This is a genomic window from Arthrobacter pullicola (assembly GCF_014836875.1).
GTDB classification, from domain to species: domain Bacteria; phylum Actinomycetota; class Actinomycetes; order Actinomycetales; family Micrococcaceae; genus Arthrobacter_B; species Arthrobacter_B pullicola.
Map to the genome: position 1 here is coordinate 26310 of NZ_JACSQC010000008.1, position 21844 is coordinate 48153.

Below are 21844 nucleotides of genomic sequence, written 5' to 3' on the forward strand. Positions count from 1 at the left end.
GGCTGAGCCGGTTCCGTTAGACCAGCCCCGCCCGGCGCAGCGCCTCAGCCATCGCGCCATCCGAAGCGGGAGCAGCCGGCCCCTTCCGGGCGGCTGTTCCGGCTTTGGCGTTCTTCGGCTTGGTGCCATGCCGAGTCCGGCCGTCCTGATTGTTCCCCTCGGTTTGGGGGTTCCGGGCCGGTTTGGGGCCACGGCGGTCGTTGCTGCTGTTACCGGAACGGCTGCCGGATCCGCCCGAGGGTGCGTCGTCCTCGAGCCGCAGGCTGAGGGAAATGCGGTGCCGCTCCGGATCTGCCTCCATGACTTTGACCTTAACAACCTGCCCGGACTTCACGACGTCGTGCGGGTCGGAGACGAAGGAGGAGGACATCGCGGAGATATGCACCAGCCCGTCCTGGTGTACGCCGATATCCACGAACGCACCGAACGCGGCCACGTTGGTGACAACGCCGTCGAGCACCATGCCCGGGCGCAGGTCGGCAATCTTCTCGATGCCTTCGGAGAATGTGGCCGTTTTGAAGGCCGGACGCGGATCGCGGCCGGGTTTGCGCAGCTCGGACATGATGTCCAAAACCGTCGGCAGCCCGGTGGACTCGTCAACGAAAGCGGAGGGATCCAGTCCGGCCAGCTCCGCACCGGCAGGACTCATCTCCGCCTTCGCCGCAGCCAGGATCCGGCGGGCGATCTTATAGGACTCCGGGTGCACGCTGGAGGCATCCAGCGGTTCCGTTCCGCCGGTGATCCGCAGGAAGCCCGCGCACTGTTCAAAGGCTTTGGCCCCCAGACGGGGAACCTTCATAAGGTCCGCGCGCCGGGCGAAGGGCCCGTTGGCGTTGCGGTGCGCCACAATGTTTTCGCTGAGCAGCGGCCCGACGCCGGCCACCCGGCTCAGCAGCGCCGGTGAAGCCGTATTAACGTCCACGCCGACGGCGTTGACGCAGTCCTCAACCACAGCGTCCAGGGACCGGTCCAGCTTCGCGGCGGTGACGTCGTGCTGGTACTGGCCCACACCGATGGATTTGGGGTCGATTTTCACGAGTTCGGCGAGTGGATCCTGCAGCCGCCGGGCGATTGAAACGGCGCCGCGCAGGGAGACATCCATGCCCGGCAGTTCCGCCGAAGCCAGTGCGGATGCGGAGTAAACGGAGGCCCCGGCCTCGGAAACCACCAGTTTCTGCAGGTTCGCCTCCGGCACCAGCCGCATGAGTTCACCGGCCAGCTTGTCGGTTTCCCGGGACGCGGTGCCGTTGCCCACCGCTACCAGCTCCACCCCGTGTTTTTTTACCAGGTTCGCCAACTGGACCAGGGCGTCATCCCACTTGCGGGCGGGGGCATGCGGATAGATCGTGTCAGTGGCGACCACCTGGCCGGTGCTGTCCACCACGGCGACCTTCACGCCGGTCCGCAGGCCCGGGTCCAGCCCCAGGGTGGCCCGGTTGCCGGCCGGCGCGGCGAGCAGGACATCGCGGAGATTGGCCGCGAAGACCCGCACGGCCTCCGCCTCGGCGTCCTGGAACAGCCGCACCCTCAGGTCCACGGAGAGTTTGGCCTGGATCCTGCGCCAGGCCAGCTGCACGGTCTGGCGCAGCCACGGATCGGCGGCACCGCCCTTGGCCGCCACACCCAGACGCGCGGCCACCGAGTTCTCAAACCGCTGCCGGGCAGCAGCGAGCGCTTCCGCGTCAGCCGGGTCTGCCTCGGCCAGCCCCAGTTCCAGGATGCCTTCCTTCTCCGCGCGCAGCAGGGCCAGCACCCGGTGCGACGGCATCCCCGAGGGCGCCTGGGAGTAGTCGAAGTAATCCGCGTACTTCTGCCCCTCGGTTTCCTTACCCGGGCGGACAGAGGAACGGAACCGCCCCTGTTTCCACAGCTTTTCGCGGGCCGCGGTCAGCAGGTCTGCGTCCTGGCCTGCGCGCTCGACGAGGATGGCGCGGGCACCGGCGAGCGCTTCGGCGGCATCGGGCACGGTCTCGCCCAGGTACCGGGCGGCTTCGGCCTCCGGGTCAAGGGAGGGGCTGGCCAGCAGCGAGTCGGCCAGCGGTTCCAGTCCGGCTTCCCTGGCAATCTGCGCCTTGGTGCGCCGCTTGGTCTTGTACGGCAGGTAGATGTCCTCAAGCCGGGACTTGGTGTCCGCAGCCTCGATCAGCGCACGCAGCTCGGAAGTGAGCTTGCCCTGCGCGTCGATGGCTTCAAGAATCGCCCGGCGGCGGTCCGCCAGTTCGCGCAGGTACCGGAGCCGCTCGTCGAGCTCACGCAGCTGCGCGTCGTCCAGGGTACCGGTCACTTCCTTGCGGTAACGGGCAATAAAAGGAACGGTTGACCCGCTGTCCAGGAGTTCGACGGCGGCCCGCACCTGCCACGGCGCGACGCCGAGTTCACGGGCGATCTGCGCATACAGCTGCTCGGCTGTATCGGTGCGGACGGGCACGAAAGAAGCCGATCCGGGCTGGTGGGACGCGGGCTGCGGGGCGACGGTGAGACTCACCCGCCCAATTGTTCCTTATCACCGCCGAATGCGGTCAAACCCTGAAGAAGTCGGATCCGGATTATCGAGCCGTCATTGACACATTGGCTCATGCTCTGCGGAACCGGGCTGCCCATGGGGTAAACATAGGGATGCGCCGACCGGCCGCGCCGCGGCGCCGGTACGCGGTGTTCTACGTTTCAATGGAGAAAGGTCAAAGATGACTCAGATTGCCCCGGTACCAGCCCCCGCTGCAGCACGGGCGGAGGTGAAGACCGCCGGACATGTCATTGTCGACTCCCTCATTGCCCACGGCGTGAAGCGCACCTATGTGGTTCCCGGCGAGAGCTTCCTCGAAGTCCTGGACGGCCTGCATAACAGCGAGGTCGAGACCGTGGTCTGCCGCCATGAAGGCGGCGCAGCGTACATGGCCGAAGCCGACGGAAAAATGAATCAGCTGCCCGGCATCGCCATGGTCACCCGCGGCCCCGGTGCTGCGAACGCGCACGTTGGGCTGCACACGGCGTGGCAGGACTCCACTCCGATGGTGCTGTTCGTCGGCCTGATTCCTTTCGAGCACCGGGACCGTGAAGCGTTCCAGGAATTCGACATCAAGGCCTGGTTTGATACCGGCGCCAAGCGTGTGATGGTGCTGGACCACCCCGAGCGCGCGTCCGAAATCGTGGCCGAGGCGGTCTTCGCCGCCATGAGCGGCCGCCCGGGTCCCGTCGTCGTCGGCCTCCCCGAAGATGTTATCCGGCGGGAAATCAACGCAACCCTGCACCCGCCGATCCCGGTGGCCCCCGGCGGCATGACCGTAACCGATTGGAAGGCTCTGCAGGCTGCGCTGAAGGAAGCGGACAAACCGCTGTTCGTCACTGGCGGCAACGACTGGACCCAGGAGGGCGCTGACACCCTCACCCGCTGGCTGGAAGAGCACCATCTGCCGGCCGCCGCGGAATGGCGCTGCGAGGGAACCGTGTCCTTCGATTCGCCGTCGTACGTTGGTCCAATCGGCTACGGCCGACCCAAGCCCACCTACGACCTGCTGGAAGAGACGGATCTGCTGGTCTTCGTGGGCACCGTGCCCGGTGACGTGATTACCGATGGTTTTGTGGTGCGCCAGGACTGGGAAAAGAAGAACTTCCTGGTCACCATCGACCCGTCGATGCGCGGCCGCTCCGGCCCGGTGTCCTACCAGATTGTCGCGAAGCCGGATGTCTTCATCCGGGACCTGGTGCTGATGGACCTGCCGGTCAAGGAGGAATGGAAGGCCTGGACCTCCCGCATGCGGCAGGAACAGGAAAAGTTTGCTGCCCTGCCGCCGGCGGAACCGTCCTCCGGCCAGGCCCGCATGGACACCCTGATGGCGAACCTGGTGCCGACACTGCCTGAGGACGCCGTGATCACCTTGGGCGCCGGGGAGCACACCAACTGGGCGCACCGCTACTTCCCCACCCGGCGCTATGCCTCGATGCTGGGTGCCCGCAACGGCTCCATGGGCTACTCGGTTCCGTCGGCCATCGCCGCGTCGCTGGCGGTCCCGGGCCGCCGTGTCGTCACGATCGCCGGTGACGGTGAGTTCCTGATGAACGGGCAGGAGCTCGCCACCGCCGCACAGTATGGCGCCACGCCCCTGGTGATCGTGATGGACAACCAGGAATACGGCACCATCCGCACGCACCAGGAACGCCACTACCCGGACCGGATTTCCGGCACCCAGCTGAAAAACCCCGACTTCGCGCTGATGGCTCAGGCTTTCGGCGGCTTCGGGGTGAAGGTGGAGAACGACGCCGATGTGCCGGCAGCGCTCGAAGCGGCGCTGAAGGCGATTGATGAGGACAAGACGTTTGCCCTGATCCACCTGGTCGTGGAGCAGCGGGTCAAAGCCTACTAGGCCGTTTCCCGGCCGGCGGTCCGCCGGCCGGGCCCGCAGCGGCTGCGGGCTGGGTGCCGGCCGGGGCTACGGCCTGGGCGCATCCCGCAGCGCAGCTGCCACCCGCTGGGTTTCTGCCTCAAACCGGCCAAGGAGCCGCACCAGGTCACTTCTGTCCTGGGCGTCCCACCCCTCCAGCAGCTGGTCAACAAGGGAATTCCCCGAACGCCGCAGGGCCTGCCCCGCCCGCTCCCCCGCGTCGGTCAGCGCGATCAGCGAGGCCCGCGAATCCTGGGGGTCCGGGGTCCGGCGGATGAGCCCGGATGCTTCGAGCCGGGCCGTGATCTTGGAAATGTTGGAAGCTCCCGTGACCATCCGCTCGCTCAGGGCGGAGGGCCGCTGGGCGCCCGCATTGTTCAGGATGGACAACAGCGTCAACGCCGCCGGGTCCAGGACCACCCCCTCGCGGGCGGCCACCGCGGTGGTGAACCCGGGAGCTGTCCACTGCGCCAGAAGCCCGTTCAGGACCTCAATCAGGACAGCATTTTGATCAGCTGCCGCCACGGCTAGGCTTCGGTTCCACCATCAACACGCAGCACGACGCCGGTGATGAAGGAAGCCTGGTCGGAAAGAAGGAACGCGGTGGCATTGGCGATATCCTCCGGCTGGCCCAGCCGCTTCATTGGAATCTCCGCGGCGTAACCGGCCTTCGCTTCGGCCGGCAGTGAGGCCAGTGCCGCGGTTTCGATCGCGCCTGGCGCCACAGCATTTACCCGGATGCCCTGCTCCGCGCATTCCTTGGCAACGCTGCGGGTCAGGGAGACCACCCCATGCTTTGCCGCCCCGTAAGGCGTGAGGTTCGGCGTGGCACTGATGCCGGCCAGTGAGGCGATGTTCACGATGGATCCGCCGCCCTGCTTCACGAAGTGGGCCATCTGGGACTGCAGGGCCAGGAAGGTGCCGCGCAGGGTCACATTGATGCTGCGGTCCCATTCTGCGGCGGTGATGTCCTGCACGGGCTTGGGCATGGCCCCGACGCCCGCATTGTTCACCGCCATGTCCAGCCGCCCGAAAGTCTCGATCGCAAACGGGACCAGCGCGTTGACTTCGTCGGCATCGGCGACGTTGGCGTGCTTGTAGGCGGCGCGGCCGTTAGCGGCTTCAATCAGCGCCACCGTTTCAGCTCCGGCCTCATCGTTGACGTCGGAGACGACGACCGAGGCGCCTTCGGCGGCCAGGCGCAGGGCGATGGCCCGGCCGATTCCGGCTCCGGCGGCGGTGACGAGTGCTGCTTGGTTCTCAAAAAGCATGGAAGATTCTCTCTTGGATTCAATTTACTGTCGTCCGGACAGCATATACCCGGGAGTGTGGTTGCCCCGCCGGTCTGTGCGGCTGCCCGCTGAGCGCGGCGGCCTAGTCGTCGTCGCCGGCCAGGAGGCGGCGCCGGGTGCTGAGCAGCTGGACTTCGGGGCGGCCGGCCACCAACCGTTCCGCCGCATCCAGCACCTCCACCACGTGCGCCCGGTCAGCGGCCACCACTGCGATGCCGACGGCGGCCCGGCGGTGCAGGTCCAGGTGGCCGGATTCGGCAGCCGATACCGAGAACCTCCGGTGCAGTTCGGCAACCAGGGGACGGACCACGGAACGTTTCTGCTTGAGCGAGTGCACGTCATCCAGCAGCAGGTCGAATTCCAGGCTCCCCATCCACATGGGTTCCATCCTCGCCGCCAGCCGCCGGGTGTCAACAGCGGAATCCGGTGCTGCCCTCTGCGGTTTCCGGCACGGGGTACATGCCCGGCGGCAGCGGTGCTAAGTTCGCACGTATGACGCCGTCCCCCACCGTGCGTTTCCCGGCTTCCTCCGATGCCTAGCCGCTGCGATGCGTAAGCGCCGCGATGCATAACCACGGTGCGTTTTCGGTGGAATCACTCTTCCTGATTCCCGCGGTTGCTGCTGTCGCGGCCTACTGGGCCGGAACGGCCTCGGCGAAGTCCGGCCGGTGGCCAGCCCGGCGGCTGGTCAGTTTTATCGGCGGCGTCCTGGCCCTTTTGGGAACGCTGCTTGAACCTCTGGCCGGATGGGCCCACCGGGACTTCACAGCACTGGCGTTCTCCCACATCCTCGCCGGCATGGTGAGCCCGCTGCTGCTGGTGGTTTCCCGCCCCGCTGCGCTGGCCCTGCAGACCCTGGACCCGTTTCCCGCCCGGCGGCTGCGCCGGATCCTGGAGGGCACCCCTGCCCGGTTCCTCTCCCACCCCTGGACTGCAACGGTACTGGTGGTCGCAGGAATGTGGGCGATGTTCCACACCGGGCTGTTCACTGCGATGCAGGACGCCATGCCGGTGCACTGGCTGACCACGGCTTATCTGGCGGGCACCGGCTGCCTGTTCACCGCTGCCGTTCTGGGCACTGCCCCGGTACGGCACAGCTTCCGGCAGCGGGCTGCTGCCCTGGTGGTGGCGGCCACGGCACACGCCGTCCTCGCCGCCGGACTCTGGTTCTTCCCGCCGCCGGGAGTGGCACCGGCACCGCCGGGGGCCTTGGTCCTGCTCGGTCTTGGGGCCACGGTCCAGGCCGTGCTCGGGCTGATCCTCCTGCAGCAGCGGCAGGCCCTCGGCCGACAGCTTCCCCAGGCCCACGAAACCTAGCCCATGCAGCCGGCCGGGCAGCCCAACGGGTAGCCGCACCGGGTGCACTCCTACGGCTGCGGCCCCTCCACACCTGCGGTCCTCCCCCGGAACCGGGGCGGACCGGACCATTGTGTCCTGCAGCACCTTCCCCTAACAATGGAGGATGCCGGTTACGCTCAGATCCCTCGAAACTGCTGTCCCTCCAACTGTCCTGGTCCAGGACCAGGTCCGCGACGTCTTCGCGGCGCAGCCGGGCCTGACCCGGCTCGGCACCCGCCTGGTGAATACCTGCTTCAATTCGGCCGCGATCGACACCCGCCGGACCGCCTTGGAAGAGCTCACGCTCAACTCCAAGGTCGAGGATCCGCAGTTCTACGACCCGAGGACCGGAGCGCTGCTGGTCCCCAGCACCAAGACCCGGAATGATATTTTCGCCGTTGAAGCCACCAAGCTGTTTATCGAGGCCGGGCGCAAGGCAGTGGAGAACTGCCCGGGGATCACGCCGGCGGACGTGACCCATGTGGTGACGGTGTCCTGCACGGGTTTCTACAACCCCGGCCCCGACTACAAGCTGGTCCGGGCTCTGGGCCTGAATCCGTCGGTGCGGCGCTACCACCTTGGCTTTATGGGCTGCTATGCCGCTTTCCCGGCCATGCGCGCCGCCAAGTCCTTCTGCGACGCTGATCCTGACGCCGTCGTCCTGGTGGTCAGTGCCGAACTGTGCTCCCTGCACGTACGGTCCTCCAACGATCCGGACAGCATCATGGGTTCCTCCCTGTTTGCCGACGGCGCCGCAGCGGCGGTGATCACGGCCCGCGAGCTGCCCGGCCAGAGCCCTGGAATCGTCCTGGACCACTTCGAAACCATCCTCACCCCGGTTGGGGAGGAATCCATGGCCTGGAACATCGGCGACTACGGCTTCGAGATGGTCTTGGGCACCTATGTGCCGCACATCATCGACGACCATATTGTGGGCGCACTGGAGCCGCTGCTCGCCCGGGACCCTTCGCTCGCCGGGCTGGACTACAACGAGATTGGCCACTGGGCCATCCACCCGGGCGGCCGCAGCATCCTGGATAAGGTGGAGGCCAAACTGCAGCTCACTCCTGAGCAGCTGATACCGGCTCGGGAGACCCTGCGGAACTTCGGCAACATGAGCTCGGCGACGGTTATGTTCGTGCTCAAGCACATCCTGGAACAGCCGTTCACCGGAGGCAACGAGCGCATCTGCTCGATGGCCTTCGGACCTGGCCTGACGGTGGAAACCGGGCTCTTTACCCGGGTCCCCGGGACCACACCCGCAGCTGAGCAGCACGCCGCGGCGGCTTCCGAGCCGGTTCCGGCAGCTGTGGGCTAGGCCAGTGCCGCTGTTGGACGCCGGTACGCCGCCGTTTTTCCCGCCGGATTTGAGCCACCGCGAGGTAGAAGCGGTAGAGGAAATGGACCGCCCCGACTGCGATCCGGTCCGGCTGGAACGCACCTATGCGCAGTTTCCGCTGATCAACGCCGTCGTCTCCGGATGGCGGCGGAACTACCGCCGGTATGTGCGGCCCGTCCTGGCCGGGCGGGACGGCGGCACAGTCCTGGACATCGGGTCCGGCGGCGGGGACCTGGCCCGGGCACTGGTCCGCTGGGCGCGGCAGGACGGCCTCGCCGTGGAAGTCACCGGGATCGATCCGGATCCGCGGGCCCACGCCTACGCGGAATCCCGGCCAAAGGTCCCGGGCCTAACGTTCCGCGCGGCGTTCAGTTCGCAGCTGGTCGCGGAAGGGCAGCGGTTCGACGTCGTGCTCTCCAACCATGTGCTGCATCACCTCGATGCGGGCGCTTTCGAGGGCCTGCTTACCGACTCGCAGGCGCTGGCCCGCAGCCTGGTGCTGCACAGCGACATCGAACGGAGTCCGTGGGCCTACGGCCTGTTCTCCGCCGGAACCCTGCCCTTCTTCCACGGGTCCTACATCCGGACGGACGGCCTGACCTCGATCAGGCGCAGTTATACGGCCGCCGAGCTGGCGGCCGCGGTGCCTGCCGGCTGGGAAACCCGGCGGCAGCGGCCGTGGCAGAACCTGCTCCTGCATCGGTCCGGCCAGTGACCGGGGCCGGGGCGGCCGGGGACTCCGCCGGGGAGGTACTGAAGGTTGACGTCGCCATCATCGGGGGCGGGCCGGTGGGCCTGGCCCTGGCAATTCTCCTGGTGCAGGAGGGCGTGCGGGTCACCGTCCTGGAACGGCGGGCCGAGCGCAGCAGCCATTCCCGGGCCATCGGTATTCATCCTCCCGGACTGGTGGCCCTGGAGGGCACCGGAGTGTCCGGCCAGCTCACCGCTGAGGGGGTCCAGATCCGGCAGGGAGCGGCCCGCACCCGAAACCGGAGCCTGGCTTCCATCCGCTTCTCCCGGACCCCGACCCCCTACCCCTACGTGCTGGCGCTGCCGCAGGAACGCACCGAAACGATCCTTGAGGAACGCCTCAGGTCCCTGGCCCCCAACGCTCTGCAGCGCGGGCGGACTGTGACGGCACTGGTGGATACCGGCTCCTCCGTTCTCCTCGCCGGCAGTGGAGCCGCCGGCGCTCGAGGCACCAGCAGCGGGGGCCGCAGCCCAGCCGGCCCCGGCGGTCCGGACGACGGCGGCGCGGACGACGTTGCAGGTGAGGACGCGGGTTTCGCCGTTCACGCGGCCTTTGCGGTCGCGGCGGACGGCGCCCGGTCCCCGGTACGCAGCATGCTCGGGGCCCCCGTTACGGAACGCACCCTGCGGGATCACTATCTGATGGGCGATTTCCCCGATACCACCGGCGACGGCCCAACGGGCGTGCTGTACCTGGAACCGGAAGGCATCGTCGAGTCCTTTCCGTTGCCCGGAGGCACGCGGCGCTGGGTGGCGCACACCCGCAGCCTGCGGGCAGACGCCGATGCCAAGGTCCTGGCCAGCATGGTTCAGGAACGCACCGGCCAGCAGCTGAGCGCCGCCGGGAATTCCATGCTGAGTGCGTTTTCTGTCCGGACAGCCCTGCCCCGGCAGCTGGTCCATGGCCGGACCATCCTGGCCGGCGATGCCGCCCATGAGGTCAGTCCCATCGGCGGGCAGGGCCTCACCCTGGGCTGGCTCGACGCCGCGGCACTGGCACCGCTCCTCACGGCCGGCGTACGCGGTGAAAGCATCGAGGCGCAGCTGGTGCAGTGGGACCGACGACGACGGCGGGCCGCCAGGATTGCCTCAGCCCAGGCCCGGCTCAACATGGCGCTGGGCCGTCCGCTCCCTCCGCGGCTCATGCGGGTCCGCAACACCGCTCTCTCAGCCCTCTTCCGGACTCAGCCCGTGGGAGACCTCGTGGCCCGCCGGTTCACCATGCAGTAACAGGCGGCGGCCTGGATCAGCTTTTTACCGCGGGCCGTGGTCCAGGGTGACGGTCCGCAGGTCCAGGCGGCGCAGGACGCGGTCCACGGCTTCGGGATCCACACCGGACTGCCGGCGGGCCGCCAGCACTTCCTTCCGGGCTGCGGCCAGCGCTTCGCGCTGAACGGCGTCCATCACTTCCAGGGTTGCCTTCAGCTGCAGCATTTTCTGCGGGTCATCCTCGGCATCGGCACCCAGGATGGAATGCAGCGAAGACATCCGCCGGGCCAGCGCAGCGCGCCGCTCGGGCGGCAGGGCGTCCGCCGCCGTCGAGCGTTTCATGGTTTCCAGGGCCGTGCGTTCCGCGCGGCGGGCCAGCTCCCGCTCCTGCCGTTCGATGGCTGTGTGGTCGCTGGGAAGCTTCAGTTTGCGCATCAGCCACGGCAGGGTCAGGCCCGGCAGCACCAGGGTAACCAGCAGGACGGACCCGGCGGCGACGATCATGAAGTTCCGGCCCGGCAGCTCCTCGCCGGCGAGGTTGGTGGCAGGCAGTGCCAGCGCGAGCGCCAGCGTAGCCAGGCCGCGCATGCCGCACCAGGTGAGGACCAGGACCTCCTTGAGCGAACCCGGCACGGCGCTGCGTTTCTCCGTGCCGCCGAACCGGTAAATGCCGTACATCCAAAGGAAACGCACCAGCACCACCGCGGCGCAGACAGCAGCCACGCCGGGGATGAAGCTGAAGATCTCGCTGCCTTCGTCCTCGATGACGTACCGCATCTCGATCCCCACCAGGCCAAAAGCCACACCGGTGGTCAGCAGCTCCACCACGTCCCAGAAGGCCGTTCGGGTCAGGCGTTCCTGGGAGTCCTGCGGCCGGGCCCGCCGGCCAAGCTCCAATGCGGTGACGACGACGGCGACAACACCGGAGAAGTGCACTTCCTCGGCCAGGATGTAGACGGCGTACGGCGCCACCAGCGTCGCAGCCGACCGGGCCACCAGATTGGGCACAAACCGGTTGAGCGCGCCCACGAGCCAACCCATGGCCAGGCCCAGCACCACGGCACCGGCCGCGCCGATGAGGAATTTGGGAACTACATCCCAGCCGACGTCGCCGCCGCTGACGGCCGCTGCAACGGCGGCCTGGAAGATCACAATGGCGATCGCGTCATTGAAAAGACCTTCGGTCTGCAGGACCGTCACCAGCCGGCGGGGCATGTTCACCTTGCCGGCCACGGCTTCGACAGCCACCGGATCAGGTGGCGCAACAATGGCGCCCAGGGCAATCGCCGCGGGCAGGCCGATCGCCGGAACCAGCGCCCAGGAGATGCCTGCCACGACTATGACTGTCACCGCCACCAGCGCCACCGCCAGCAGCACCAGCGAACGCCAGCGGAGCCGGAACACGGACCAGGAGCTGCGCTGCGCGGCCGCATAAAGCAGCGGCGGCAGGAACAGGGGCAGGATCAGTTCCGGGTCAATGTGAATCTCCGGAAGCACCGGCAGGAAGGCGAACAGGGCCGAGAAGATCAGCATCAGCACGGGGTAGGGCAGCCGGATCCGTTCACCGATCCCTACCACCAGCACTGTGCCGAACAGCAGGCCCACCAGCAGGATCAGGAACTCCACGCTTGGAATCCTTCCAGGGCAGCCGAGTGCCGCCTCGCCGGGTAAAAATTCACCACAGACCTCCCAAGTAGTTGCCTGAGTAAACTTTATCGCAGCATGCTGGAAGGATTCCGAAGACCTACGCCGTCAGGTGCGTCGGCGCGAACAGCCGCAGCAGGGTTTCCACCACGACGACGTTCGGGCCTTCCTGCGCAAAGGACTCCTCCAGTGCCTGGCGCACACCCTCCGGTGCCACGCGCCGGGCGGGGATCCCGAAGGACTCTGCCAGCTGGACGAAGTCGGGGCCGGCCAGTTCCGTGGCCGTGGCCTTGCCGAACGCATCCACCATGTACTCGCGCAGCACACCGTAGCCGCCGTCGTCCACAATCAGCCAGGTGACCGGCGTATCATGCTGCCGGGCCGTCGCAAGTTCGGCAATGGAGTACATGGCCGATCCGTCACCGGAAACGGCGAGCACCCGCTCGCCGAGTCCAACGGACGCTCCGATGGCTGCCGGGTAGCCGAAGCCGAGGCCGCCGGCGCCCTGGGCGGAGTGGAAGCCCCCGGACTTGGCGTCCCAGCAGCTCCAGGCCCAGTAGGCGGCGATCGTCATGTCCCAGTAGGTTTGCATGCCGGCAGGCACCGCGGCCCGGATGTCCGCCATGAACGTGCGTTCGTGACTGAGATCCTGGGCATCAAGCCGGGCCGTGATGCGCGCCAGGGTGTCCGCGGTCAGCTCTTCGGGTGCCTGTCCATGCCAGTCCGGAGCCTGGGCGGGAGCCTGGAGCGCGGCGTCGAGGGCTGCGAGCGCCTGGCCGGCATCGGCCCGGATACCCAGAGCCGGACCGTTGGATTCCAACACCCGGGGCTCGGCGTCAATCTGGATGATCCGCCCGCGCGGGGCGAAGGTGAAGTAGTTGGACGTGACTTCCCCCAGTGAGGAGCCGATGACCAGCAGGACGTCGGCGTCCTCCAGCAGCTCGGTGGCCCATTTGTCCTCCACCCAGGACTGCAGGGAGAGCGGGTGGGTCCAGGGGAAAGCCCCCTTGCCGCCGGGAGTGCAGATCACCGGTGCCCGGAGTTTTTCCGCGAGGGAAAGCAGGTGCGCCTCGCCGCGGCCGCGGCGGGTGCCGCCACCGGCAATGATCGCCGGGCGGCGGGCGGTGCTGAGCCACTTCACCGCTTCGGTGACCAGTTCTCGGCGCGGCGGATTGTCAAAGGGTTCGGCCAGGGCATCCTCCACTGCGGGCACCACGATGGGCGCCAGCAGCACGTTCTGCGGCACCTCGACCCATACAGGTCCCATGGGCGAGGAGATCGCTTCCGTCCAGGCGTCCTGGATGGCCGAGGGAATGCCGGAGGCGTGCTGGATCAGGCGCTGGCTCTTAGTGACGTTCGCGGCAGAGGCCTTCTGGTCATCGAGCTGGTGGAGCATGCCACGGCGGCGGGCGCCGAGACCCTCGATCGGGATCTGGCTGGCCACCACAACCATGGGCACACCGGTGGCGTAGGCCTCCTGCAGTCCAGCCAGTGAGGTCAGCGCTCCCGGCCCGGTGGAGAGGAAGAGGACGCCGACTTCGCCGGTGGCCCGGGAGAACCCGTCCGCAGCGAAGGCGGCATTGTTTTCCACCCGGGAGGAGACAAACTCCAGGGAGGATCGGGACAGGGCATCGAACAACCCGAGCGCATGCTGGCCGGGAATGCCGAAGACCGTGGTGGCGCCCAGCGCTTCCAGGGTTTCGACGACGAGGTCTCCACCGTTGCGTACCGCGGCACCGGGCGCCACCTGGCTCATGCGGAGAGACCCATCAGGGTAATCAGGTCATAGGCGACATGGGAGGCGGCCACGGCGGTGATGTCCGCGTGGTCATAGGCGGGGGCAACTTCCACCACGTCCGCACCCACGAGGTTCATGCCGCGCATGCCGCGCAGGATTTCCAGCAGTTCCCGGCTGGTAATGCCGCCGGCTTCCGGGGTTCCCGTGCCGGGAGCGTGGGCCGGGTCAAGCACGTCGATATCCACCGAGATGTAGAGCGGGCGGCTGCCGATCCGGTCCCGCAGCTTCGCGACGACTTCATCCACGCCCTGGCGGAAGACGTCGGAGGAGGTCACGATGCCGAAGCCGAACCGCTTGTCGTCCTCCAGGTCCTTCTTGCCGTAGAGCGGTCCGCGGGTGCCGACGTGCGAGATCGCCTCGGTGTCCAGGATTCCCTCCTCCACCGCCCGGCGGAACGGGGTGCCGTGGGTGTATTCGGCACCGAAGTAGGTGTCCCAGGTGTCCAGGTGTGCGTCGAAGTGCAGCATGGCGACCGGTTCCCCGGCCCGCTCGGCAGCGGCCCGCAGCAGCGGCAGGGCAATGGTGTGGTCGCCGCCGAGGGTCACCAGCTTGGTGCCGCCTTCGGTCAGCTCCAGCGCTCCGGCCTGGATCGTTTCGATGGCCTCGTTGATGTTGAACGGGTTTACGGCCAGGTCACCGGCGTCGGCAACCTGCAGGTTCTCGAACGGAGAGGTGTCCTGCGCCGGGTTGTAGGGGCGCAGCAGGCGGGAGGCTTCGCGGATGTGGTTGCCGCCGAACCGCGCGCCGGGGCGGTAGGAGACTCCGGTGTCGAAGGGGACGCCGACCACGGCGACGTCGGCATGCTCCACCTGGTCCAGCCGCGGGAGACGGGCGTAAGTGGCTGCCCCTGCATAACGCGGAATCTGCGCTGCGTCGATCGGGCCCACTTTGCCGTTGACGTTGATGCGCGGCTGGTTCTTTTCCACTGAGTATCACTCCCGTTTGATTCTGAAGGTGCCGTGGTGGCATCTGCTTCGATGCTATCCGGCCAAGCTGCAAAAGTTATCTAATAGGCATCAAATGTTTATCGATACGCTAAAGTGGAAGACCGGTCGGCGTCAAGACTAGGCTGTGACTATGGCGGACCGGTCGAGCTTTGCGAACAATGATGGAATGAACTACGACGTCGATGTCCTGATTGTGGGCGCGGGACCGACTGGGCTGGCCCTTGCCGCCCAGCTCTCCAGCTACGGCACCAGCTTCCGGATCATCGACCGCAGGCAGACTCCTTCCCTGCAGTCCCGGGCCCTGGCCGTCCAGCCGCGCACCCTCGAAGCACTGCGGCCCTTTGGCATCAGCGAAGCCCTGGCGCGCAGCGGCAAGCCGGCCCACCAGCTCCAGCTCCACCTGCCCGGCGACGAGACGCTGCCGATCGGCCTGTTCGACACCGGGATTGAAGATTCCGCCCACCAGGAGCTGCTCTTCCTTCCGCAGGCGGACACCGAACGCATCCTCTCCTCCTACCTGGCCAGCCGCGGGGTGCGCGTTGAACGCGGCGCGGAGCTCCTGGACCTCGAACGGCTTGACCCCGAGGACCCGTTTGCCGGCATGGAAGCCCGCGTGCAGCGCCAGGACCGCGGCATCGACCGCATCCGGGCCCGGTACGTGGTGGGGGCCGACGGCGTGGACAGCACCGTGCGGCGCCGCGCCGGCATGGACTTCCGCGGCTCCGGGTACACGGACACGTTTGTGCTGGCGGACCTGGAGATCGACGGCGCCGAACCTGCTGCCGTGCATGCCTACCCCACCGAGGATGGCTTTATGGTGCTCTTCCCGCTCGGGCACCCCGCCAGCTGGCGGATGATCAGCCTCAAGGACCGCGGCGACCGCCGCGGCGCCACCTTGGAAACCCTCCAGGAAACCGCCGACCGGTTCTCCGGCGGAGCCCTGACCCTGCGGGATCCACAGTGGATCAGCAGCTTCAAACTGTCCCACCAGATGGCCGAGTACTTCCAGTGGGGATCCGTCTTCCTGGCCGGCGACGCGGCTCACGTGCACTCCCCCGTGGGCGGACAGGGCATGAATACCGGCATCCAGGATTCCCTGAACCTTGGCTGGAAACTGGCTTTCGGCGCCCGCGGCCTGGCCTCGGAGGAATTGATCGACAGCTATGCGGCTGAACGCCGTCCGGTTGCCCGCGGCATCGTGGCTTTCACTGACCGCCTGTTCAAGCTCGCCACCAGCCGCAATGCTTTGAAGAAGCTGCCCCGGACCAAGCTCCTTCCCGCGCTGGCACCCGTTGTGGCCGCCAGCGACCGCCTGCGCAGCCGTGCCTTCCGCACCATGTCCCAGCTGGGTATCCATTACCGCGGCAGCACCCTGTCAGAGACCGGACCCAACCGGCTGCCTCCCCTCCTCGCGGCCGGCCCGCGTCCAGGCGACCGGCTGCCGGACGCCGTCGTGCATTACCAGGACCACGAGCGCAGGCTCCAGGACCTGGTCGCAGCACCGGGGTTCCATGTCCTGCTCACCGGCCCGGGCTGGCCGGAGGACACCCCGCAGCAGCTGCATTCCGCTTTGTCCGGGCTCGGCGGCCTGCTGAGCGTGCAGCGCCTGGTGGTCGGCAGCCGGCTGATGCCCGGCGGCCCCGGGGTCATTCAGGACACCAGCGGCCTGGCGTTTGAGCGGCTCGGCCTTTCGGCCCGCCGCCCGGAGATCATCGTCATCCGCCCCGACGGTTACATCGGGTACCGTTCCTCCGGCACAAACATCAACGGGCCGGTCAGCTATCTGGAGCGGCTCACCGGTGCCGGCGAGCGGTCGTCACTGCAGACGGCTTGACCGTCTAAGCGGTGCCGGGACTAACCAGTGTCCAGATCACGACGGCGGCGGCACTGTCATCGGGGTTCCGCCAGGAGTGCGGTTCCTTCCCCGGGAACGTGACAGTATCCCCGGCCGTCAGGGCCATGGTTTCGGTGGTGAAAACCAGGTCCAGGCGGCCCTCGGCCACGTGTAGCACCTCGACGTCGCAGTCCACGGAATACAAATCCGATTCCCCTGATCCGCCGGGCACTATCTGCGAGCGGATCACCTGAACCCGGCGTTCGGTGCGCGGGGTAACCAGCCGTTCGTTGATGCCGTCGCCGCCCAGGTTAATCCCGGGTGCTTCGGGCCAGCGGACCAAGGTGGTTTCGGGCGGGACGAAAAGATCGCCGATGGAGATGGACAGGACCTGGCACAGAGTCACCAGGGAGGCGACGGACGGTGAGGTGAGGTCACGCTCAACCCTGCTGAGAAACCCTTTGGTCAGGCCGGTGGAGTCAGCCACCTGCTCGATCGTGAGATGGCGGGCCTGGCGTGCAGTCCGGATCCGGGATCCGATGGCCAGCGGCGCGTTGCTGGGCTCAATTGCGAGTGCCTTCATTGGCTGGCAGCTCCTTTCCTCGCCGTTCCGCGAGCATACCCGGGACTCGCGGGCAGAAGAATTTGAGGGAAAGAAGATGTCGCCCGGCGCCGCTGAGAAGTCGAAGTTCGGCTGCTGTATTTCACGGTTTTTGACCAGTCCCACCGCGCACACTAGCGTACGGGTAAACAATCGTTTCCTCGCGGCAAACACCTCTTGCAGCAAAACGGCTTGAAGCCGCCGGCTGGGCGGCCCCATTAGCTGCATCGGGTCCGGACGGATCATCCCCTGCCCGTCCGGGCCCGGTGCTTTTTACGGCGTGGAGTCCTGCGCCACGTCAGCGTCGGCTGACTCCGCCACTTCGGCCGGTTCGGCGGGATCACCGGTGTCCTCACCGGTCCAGACCTTGATAATGGCCCAGGTGACGGCCGCAATCGGTACGGAAAGGATCGCCCCGATGATGCCGGCCAGGATAGTGCCGGCGGTCAGCGCCAGCAGGATAACCAGAGCGTGAATGCTGAGGGTCTTGCCCATCACGACCGGTTGCAGGAAATTCCCCTCGAGCTGGTTCACGGCGATGATCACAATGACGACGATCAGCGCGACGAGGGGACCGTTGGCAACCAGCGCGATGAGCGCGGCCAGGATGCCTGCCGCCGTCGCACCAACCAACGGAATGAACGAACCGACAAAAACGATCACGGACAGCGGCAGTGCCAGCGGAACACCCAGAATGAACAGTGCGGCGCCGATGCAGACCGCATCCACGGCCGCGACGATCGCCGTACCGCGGACATAACTGCCAAGCACCTCCATGGTCCTGTTTCCGGCAAGCGTGGCCTTCTCCAGCCTTTCGCCCCGGAACCAGCGCAGCATGAACGCCCAGATCCGGTCCCCGTCCTTCAGGAAGTAGAAGAGAACCACGGCCATCAGCAAAAATCCGGTGGCAAAGGACCCTGCAGCGCTCAGGCCGGCGATGGCGCCGTTGCCGACGGTGCTGGAAGTCGCGAAGTCCAGCACCGCGTCCCGGGCATCCTCGATCGCATCGGAATCGATGGCGAAAGGGCTGCTTTGTACAAGGTCATAGAGCTTGTTGAACCCCGCAGCTGCCTGGTCCACCAGCGTGGACCATTCACTGCGGATCGCGAAGACGATTCCCGTGACCAGTCCGCCGAAAACACCCAGCAGGAGCAGGAAAGAAGTTCCCGTCGCCAGCGCCCCCGGCCAGCCCTTGCGCCGAAGCCAGTTGACGAACGGCGCAATGGCCGCAGCGAGAATGAGGGCCAGGAGCACGGGGATAACAACCAGGCTTATCCGGGTCAGGGCGAAGACGCCGAGGCTGACCAGCAGCAGCACCAGCAGTACCTGCGCCGACCGCAGGGCGGCATGGCCGAGGCCGTCCTCCCAGTAGCGGCGCGGTTGGGATAGGTTGGGCCCGGAACCAGGCTGGCTGTCCATCGTGTGTGTTTCCCCCATTGGGTTGCGGTCCGGTTGCAGTGCCGGCTTTAGGTTGCGGGTCCGGCCTCGTGGCCGGTGCCTGTGTCTTTGTCTTTGTTCTCGTTGCCCAGCAGCGATTCGCGCACGTGCCGCCGGAGGACCTTCCCGATCAGCGAACGGGGCAGGTCCGGAATCTGCACGATCCGGCGCGGGACCTTGTAGGCGGCCAGTTCGTTGCGGACGAAGGAACGGAGTTCGTCGGGGTCGAAGACCGCATCGGGCTTGGCCACGACGGCGGCCACCACGTCCTCGCCGCCGCCCGTGCGGGTGAGGCCCACTACTGCTGCTTCGGCGACGGCCGGGTGCCGCTTCAGGGCTTCTTCCACTTCGGAGGGAGACACATTGAACCCGCCCGTGATAATCAGTTCCTTGATCCGGTCACGGATGGTGACAAAGTCGTCGTCATCCACCGAGACAATGTCTCCGGTCCGGAACCAGCCGCCGTCGAGCAGCGCCGCACGTGTTTCCACGGGTTTATTCCAGTAGCCCTGGAACACCTGGGGGCCGCGGATCAGCAGTTCTCCTGCCTCTCCGCGCTTCCGTTCCTTGGTGGGATCCTCCGGATCGACCACTTTGATGTCGGTGAGCGGGAATGGCACACCCACGGTTCCGGGTTTGCGGGTCGGGCCCATGGGATTGCCCAGGGCCACGGGCGAGGTTTCCGTCAGGCCGTATCCCTCGATCAGATATCCGCCGGTCGCTTTTTCCCATGCCTCGACCGTTGCCGCCGGGAGGTTCATGGCACCTGAGATGGCGAAGCGGACTCCCTTCAGGGACACGCCCGCCTGCTCGGCTCCAGCCACTATCCGGTCATAGATCGGCGGGACCGCCGGCAGGAAGGTGGGCGGAGTCTTGCGGGCGGCCTTCAGGACCAGGTCGACGTCGAACTTCGGGAACAGGACCAGCCGTGCCCCGATGCTCATGGCGAAGGTGAGGCTGAGCGTCAGTCCATAGGCGTGGAACATGGGCAGGACACCGTAGACCGTCTCCTTGCCAGGGCGCACCCCGGGGATCCAGGCACGGCCCTGGGCGGCGTTCGCCATCAGGTTTCCGTGGGTGAGCATGGCACCCTTGGGATCCGCCGTCGTCCCGGATGTGTACTGGATTGCCGCGAGATCCTCAGCTTTGGGCTTAGGATGCCGCCGCGGCAGCGGCCTGTTCTCCAACAGCTTCTTCCAGGTCAGGACCCGGCGTCCGGCACTGCGGGGCAACTTGTCCGCTGCGAGCGCCTTCCGGCTTTTGCGGACTGCCGGCAGTGGAAGCTTCAGCGCCAGCTGGGTCAGCCGGGGCATGGCACTAATCAGGTCCACGGACACAATCGTGCGGACCGGGATATCCGCGGGGAGGGACTGGACCCGGTCCACGGACTTGTCCCAGACGATGGCCACGGTGGCCCCGTGGTCCTCAAACTGGTGGCGCAGTTCCCTGTCGGTGTACAGCGGATTGTGTTCCACGACCACCGCGCCCAGGCGCAGCACAGCATAAAACGCCACGACGTGCTGCGGGGAATTCGGCAGCACCAGCGCAACCCGGTCCCCTTTGCGGACGCCCAGCCGTTTCAGGCCGGCAGCCGCCCGGCGGATCTGCTCCCCCAGGTCCCGGTAGGACGTGGCGGCACCGAAGAACTGCAGTGCGGGTTTAGACCCGTATTTACTGACTGAGGTCTCAACCATGTCAATCAGGGAGCCCTCGGGAAGCACCAGGTCCGCCGGAACGCCCTCGGCGTAGTGCCGGATCCAGGGCCGGTGGTCAAAGAGTGCTTTTGCAGCTTTACTCACGAGTTGAACTCTATCCGGTGCGGGGCCGGGATCAGGCACCCGGCCACAGCTGCTTTCACGCCCATCACAGTTGGCCCTCCTCAGGGAATCGCGCCGTGTTCTCGGCTACACTGGAAAACCGAAGGGGAGTAGCTCCGGTCTCACTCCAATTTTAGTTTTCGGCTGCGGCCGCGCCGAAATTGGCTGCGATTCCGAGGCCTGTCGACATACTGGCTGCAGCAGCAGCCCGGCAGTCCACCGCTGGTGCACCGCACCCGGCGAGCGAGACCTTCGGCCAGTATCCCAACAGCTGGCCGGAGCCCCCTGCCGCTCCGGCCATGACCAGGAGCGTTTGTGACTACCCCACCGGGGCCGGGGCCCCTATCCCCTGGCCAACCCCACCCCAGCGCGGCCGACCGCCGGCGCTGGCGGCAATACCTAGCCGATGAACAGGCCGAAGCCGCTACCTACCGCTACCTCGCTGAACGCCGGGAGGGCGAAGAGCGGGACATCCTGCTGGCCCTGGCCGACGCCGAAGGCCGCCATGAAGAACACTGGCGCCAGCTCCTTGGCCCGGAAGCGGACAAGCCCGGGCGGCCGTCTTTCCGGAACCGGGTGCTCGGGCTGCTGGCCCGGCGTTTCGGATCAGTGTTCGTCCTGGCCCTGGCCCAGCGGGCGGAAGGACGTTCGCCCTATAGCAGCGAGCCGAGCGCCACCAGTGCCATGGCGGCGGATGAGCAGATCCATGAGGAGGTGGTCCGCGGGCTCGCGACGCGCGGGCGGATCCGCCTTTCCGGAAACTTCAGGGCCGCCATTTTCGGAGCCAACGACGGGCTTGTCTCCAATCTTGCGCTCGTGATGGGAATCGGTGCCACAGGGGTTTCCAGCGGACTGATCCTCTTCAGCGGCATCCTCGGACTACTGGCAGGCGCCCTCTCGATGGGCGCCGGCGAATACGTGTCAGTCCGGTCCCAGCGTGAGCTGCTCGAGGCATCCAAGCCCACCCAGGTGACCCTCTCCGCAGCAAAATCCCTGGACATCGATGCCAACGAACTTGTGCTTGTCTACCGTGCCCGGGGTATGTCCCGGGAAGCGGCGGAACACCGCGCCGCCGAACGCCTGGGGCTGTTCAACTGTGACTGCGATCCGTCGCTGTCCCTGAATCCGGAGCAGGAGGAGGAAGCCTCGACGGACGCAAATGAAAGCGTGGGGACGGGCCTGGGAACTGCGACTTCCAGCTTCTGCTTCTTCTCTTCGGGCGCCATCATTCCGGTGCTGCCCTACATTTTCGGCATGACCGGCATCAGCGCCGTCGTCCTCTCCTGCGTCCTCGTCAGCCTGGCGCTGCTGCTCACCGGCAGCGTTGTCGGCCTGCTCTCCGGAGCGTCGCCCCTCAAGCGTGCGCTGCGGCAGCTGGCCATCGGCCTGGGCGCGGCCGCAGCAACTTATCTGCTGGGGACGTTCGTCGGCACCGGCACCGTCTGAGCCAACCTGCCCG

Annotated in this window: 17 protein-coding genes; 7 read left to right on the top strand and 10 right to left on the bottom strand. The window is 67.0% G+C overall.

What is annotated here, in order from left to right:
• Window positions 1-16: 16 nt before the first annotated feature.
• Window positions 17-2428 (bottom strand): Tex family protein, encoded by a 2412-nt coding sequence (locus H9638_RS14960; protein ID WP_191748932.1) that lies wholly within the window; start codon window positions 2426-2428, stop codon window positions 17-19.
• A 256-nt stretch (window positions 2429-2684) separates the two neighbouring features.
• Between H9638_RS14960 and H9638_RS14965 the strand changes: the two genes are divergently transcribed.
• Window positions 2685-4361 carry a thiamine pyrophosphate-dependent enzyme gene (locus H9638_RS14965; RefSeq protein WP_191748742.1) on the top strand — a complete coding sequence of 559 codons (1677 nt, stop codon included), beginning with the start codon at window positions 2685-2687 and terminating at the stop codon, window positions 4359-4361.
• Window positions 4362-4427: 66 nt separating this feature from the next.
• On the opposite strand, the gene H9638_RS14970 is transcribed toward H9638_RS14965, so the two are convergent.
• The 3 genes from H9638_RS14970 to H9638_RS14980 form a co-directional block, all read right to left on the bottom strand.
• Complete coding sequence (locus H9638_RS14970; RefSeq protein WP_318241899.1) at window positions 4428-4904, bottom strand: MarR family winged helix-turn-helix transcriptional regulator; 477 nt, start codon at window positions 4902-4904, stop codon at window positions 4428-4430.
• A 2-nt stretch (window positions 4905-4906) separates the two neighbouring features.
• Window positions 4907-5650, bottom strand: coding sequence for an SDR family NAD(P)-dependent oxidoreductase (locus H9638_RS14975; protein ID WP_191748743.1), 744 nt, complete (start codon window positions 5648-5650; stop codon window positions 4907-4909).
• 103 nt (window positions 5651-5753) lie between these two features.
• Window positions 5754-6050: a DUF503 domain-containing protein gene (locus tag H9638_RS14980; RefSeq protein ID WP_191748745.1), complete on the bottom strand. Its 297-nt coding sequence runs from the start codon at window positions 6048-6050 to the stop codon at window positions 5754-5756.
• A 209-nt stretch (window positions 6051-6259) separates the two neighbouring features.
• On the opposite strand from H9638_RS14980, the gene H9638_RS14985 reads away from it, so the two are divergent.
• The 4 genes from H9638_RS14985 to H9638_RS15000 all read left to right on the top strand — a co-directional run bounded on the left by H9638_RS14985 (window position 6260) and on the right by H9638_RS15000 (window position 10328).
• A complete protein-coding gene (locus H9638_RS14985) occupies window positions 6260-6988 on the top strand; it encodes a cytochrome c oxidase assembly protein (protein ID WP_191748747.1) in 729 nt (242 codons plus the stop codon).
• A gap of 145 nt (window positions 6989-7133) precedes the next feature.
• A complete protein-coding gene (locus H9638_RS14990) occupies window positions 7134-8327 on the top strand; it encodes a type III polyketide synthase (RefSeq protein ID WP_191748749.1) in 1194 nt (397 codons plus the stop codon).
• Window positions 8328-8409: 82 nt separating this feature from the next.
• Window positions 8410-9063: a class I SAM-dependent methyltransferase gene (locus tag H9638_RS14995; protein ID WP_191748751.1), complete on the top strand. Its 654-nt coding sequence runs from the start codon at window positions 8410-8412 to the stop codon at window positions 9061-9063.
• Window positions 9027-10328 carry an FAD-dependent oxidoreductase gene (locus tag H9638_RS15000; protein ID WP_318241900.1) on the top strand — a complete coding sequence of 434 codons (1302 nt, stop codon included), beginning with the start codon at window positions 9027-9029 and terminating at the stop codon, window positions 10326-10328. Before H9638_RS14995 ends, H9638_RS15000 begins: the two co-directional genes overlap by 37 nt.
• 24 nt (window positions 10329-10352) lie before the next feature.
• Here H9638_RS15000 and H9638_RS15005 read toward each other — a convergent pair whose 3' ends face one another.
• The 3 genes from H9638_RS15005 to speB form a co-directional block, all read right to left on the bottom strand.
• A complete protein-coding gene (locus tag H9638_RS15005) occupies window positions 10353-11933 on the bottom strand; it encodes a Na+/H+ antiporter (RefSeq protein WP_191748752.1) in 1581 nt (526 codons plus the stop codon).
• 118 nt (window positions 11934-12051) lie between these two features.
• Window positions 12052-13707: a thiamine pyrophosphate-binding protein gene (locus H9638_RS15010; protein WP_191748753.1), complete on the bottom strand. Its 1656-nt coding sequence runs from the start codon at window positions 13705-13707 to the stop codon at window positions 12052-12054.
• The gene (speB, locus tag H9638_RS15015; RefSeq protein ID WP_066301691.1) at window positions 13704-14675 is read right to left on the bottom strand and encodes an agmatinase; all 972 of its coding nucleotides are present in this window, start codon (window positions 14673-14675) and stop codon (window positions 13704-13706) included. Before speB ends, H9638_RS15010 begins: the two co-directional genes overlap by 4 nt.
• 151 nt (window positions 14676-14826) lie before the next feature.
• On the opposite strand from speB, the gene H9638_RS15020 reads away from it, so the two are divergent.
• Window positions 14827-16530, top strand: coding sequence for an FAD-dependent monooxygenase (locus H9638_RS15020; RefSeq protein ID WP_225217497.1), 1704 nt, complete (start codon window positions 14827-14829; stop codon window positions 16528-16530).
• A gap of 4 nt (window positions 16531-16534) precedes the next feature.
• On the opposite strand, the gene H9638_RS15025 is transcribed toward H9638_RS15020, so the two are convergent.
• The 3 genes from H9638_RS15025 to H9638_RS15035 form a co-directional block, all read right to left on the bottom strand.
• Window positions 16535-17113, bottom strand: coding sequence for a helix-turn-helix domain-containing protein (locus H9638_RS15025; protein ID WP_191748754.1), 579 nt, complete (start codon window positions 17111-17113; stop codon window positions 16535-16537).
• A gap of 291 nt (window positions 17114-17404) precedes the next feature.
• A complete protein-coding gene (locus tag H9638_RS15030) occupies window positions 17405-18550 on the bottom strand; it encodes an AI-2E family transporter (RefSeq protein WP_191748755.1) in 1146 nt (381 codons plus the stop codon).
• Between the two features lie 47 nt (window positions 18551-18597).
• The gene (locus H9638_RS15035; RefSeq protein ID WP_191748756.1) at window positions 18598-20367 is read right to left on the bottom strand and encodes a long-chain-fatty-acid--CoA ligase; all 1770 of its coding nucleotides are present in this window, start codon (window positions 20365-20367) and stop codon (window positions 18598-18600) included.
• Window positions 20368-20700: 333 nt separating this feature from the next.
• Between H9638_RS15035 and H9638_RS15040 the strand changes: the two genes are divergently transcribed.
• Window positions 20701-21831, top strand: coding sequence for a VIT1/CCC1 transporter family protein (locus H9638_RS15040; RefSeq protein ID WP_191748757.1), 1131 nt, complete (start codon window positions 20701-20703; stop codon window positions 21829-21831).
• Window positions 21832-21844: the final 13 nt, after the last annotated feature.